General features: G+C 75.9%; 1 protein-coding gene. It reads left to right on the top strand.

Annotation, left to right across the window (positions count from 1 at the left end; translation table 11 throughout):
- The first annotated feature begins 343 nt into the window (after positions 1–343).
- Positions 344–1,309, top strand: a complete 966-nt coding sequence (locus ACFXA3_RS42545; protein ID WP_385196906.1) for an alpha/beta hydrolase fold domain-containing protein — start codon at positions 344–346, stop codon at positions 1,307–1,309.
- Positions 1,310–1,388: the final 79 nt, after the last annotated feature.

A 1,388-nucleotide genomic window follows, 5' to 3' on the forward strand; every position in this document is an offset into this window, starting at 1 on the left:
GGCGCCGGCCGGGCCCGGGCCGGCGGCGCCCGGCCCCCGGGGCCGGCGGCCTGCGCGGGGAGGGTGGCGGTGGAGGCGGTGGAAGCGGTGGTGAGCATGACGTGCTCCCGGAGGGGGAAGGCGACGCCGCCGCGGAGTGTCTCGTGTAACTGGCCGGGAACTTGAACGTCCCGTGGGCTTGTCGTCAGCGGAAATGCGTCGCTAGAGTCGTGATTACACGTGTAACACGTTAAGCCTCCCCCGGTGCCCCGCGCAAGCATTTCGGACAAACGTTACGAAGCCTGGACCGCCGCACCGGATCCGCCGGCCGCCGAGGCCGCACCACGACACGGGAAGAGCCCTGATGACGCAATCGCCCCCCGCCGAGTTCGACATCGCCGACATGACCTGGCCGCCCCCGCCGTACCAGCAGCCGGTCACGCCCGTGACCGGCCCCGACGGCGTGCGCCGCTTCGACGGGATCACGTACGCGACCACGCCCGGCTACCGCCCCCGCCTCCTCGACGTACAGCTCCCCGCGGGCGAGGGCCCCTTCCCGGCGGTGGTCTGGATCCACGGCGGCGGCTGGCTGGACGGCGACCGGCGCTACCCGCCGCCGACCGTGCCCGCCGCCCTGCTGCACGGCGCCGTGCTGGGCGCCGGCCTCGCACTCGTCTCCATCGACTACCGGCACAGCCTCGAAGCCCCCTTCCCGGCGCAGCTGCACGACGTCAAGGCCGCGATCCGCTACGTCCGGTGGTTCGCCGCCGCCCTCGGCATCGACGCGGACCGGATCGGCGTCTGGGGCGAGTCGGCGGGCGGCCACCTGGCCGCGCTCGCCGGCGTCGTCCGCCCCGGCAGCGCCGACGCCGCGGCGCTGGAGGCGCTGGAGGGCGCCCACGGCGTCGGCTCGGGCGACACCGGCGTGCTGGCCGTCGTCGACTGGTACGGGGTCTCCGACCTGGTCGCCCTGGCCGCGCACCCGATGCCGCCGATGCCCTCCGGCATCGAGTTCCCGGACCCCTACGAGGCCCTGCTGGGCGGGTCCGTGGCCGAGCGTCCGGACGCGGCCCGGGCCGCGAGCCCGGTCACGTACGCGGTCCCGGGCACGAACCCGCCCCCGTTCCTGCTCGTGCACGGAACCCGGGACGGCCTCGTCCCGTACAGCCAGAGCGAGGTCCTGGCCGAGGCGCTGACGGGCGCCGGCGGCGAGGTGGCGCTGCGGCCCGTCGAGGACGCCGACCACATCTTCCTCGGCTCCCCCGACGTCCCCGCGATCGTCGCGGAGAGCGTCGCGTTCCTGGCCCGGCACCTGGGTGCGCAGGCCTGAGGGCTCCCGGACACACCGCTTCACGCAACCGTTCCACCGTGGGGGGGGGCGGGGCCGCCCCCCCCCCCCCCCCGCGCCG

Source organism: Streptomyces sp. NPDC059456 (assembly GCF_042750055.1).
Lineage (GTDB): Bacteria > Actinomycetota > Actinomycetes > Streptomycetales > Streptomycetaceae > Streptomyces.

Coding starts and splice junctions, on each gene's coding strand:
- ACFXA3_RS42545 (WP_385196906.1), top strand. CDS start 344: ATGACGCAATCGCCCCCCGCCGAGTTCGACATCGCCGACATGACCTGG.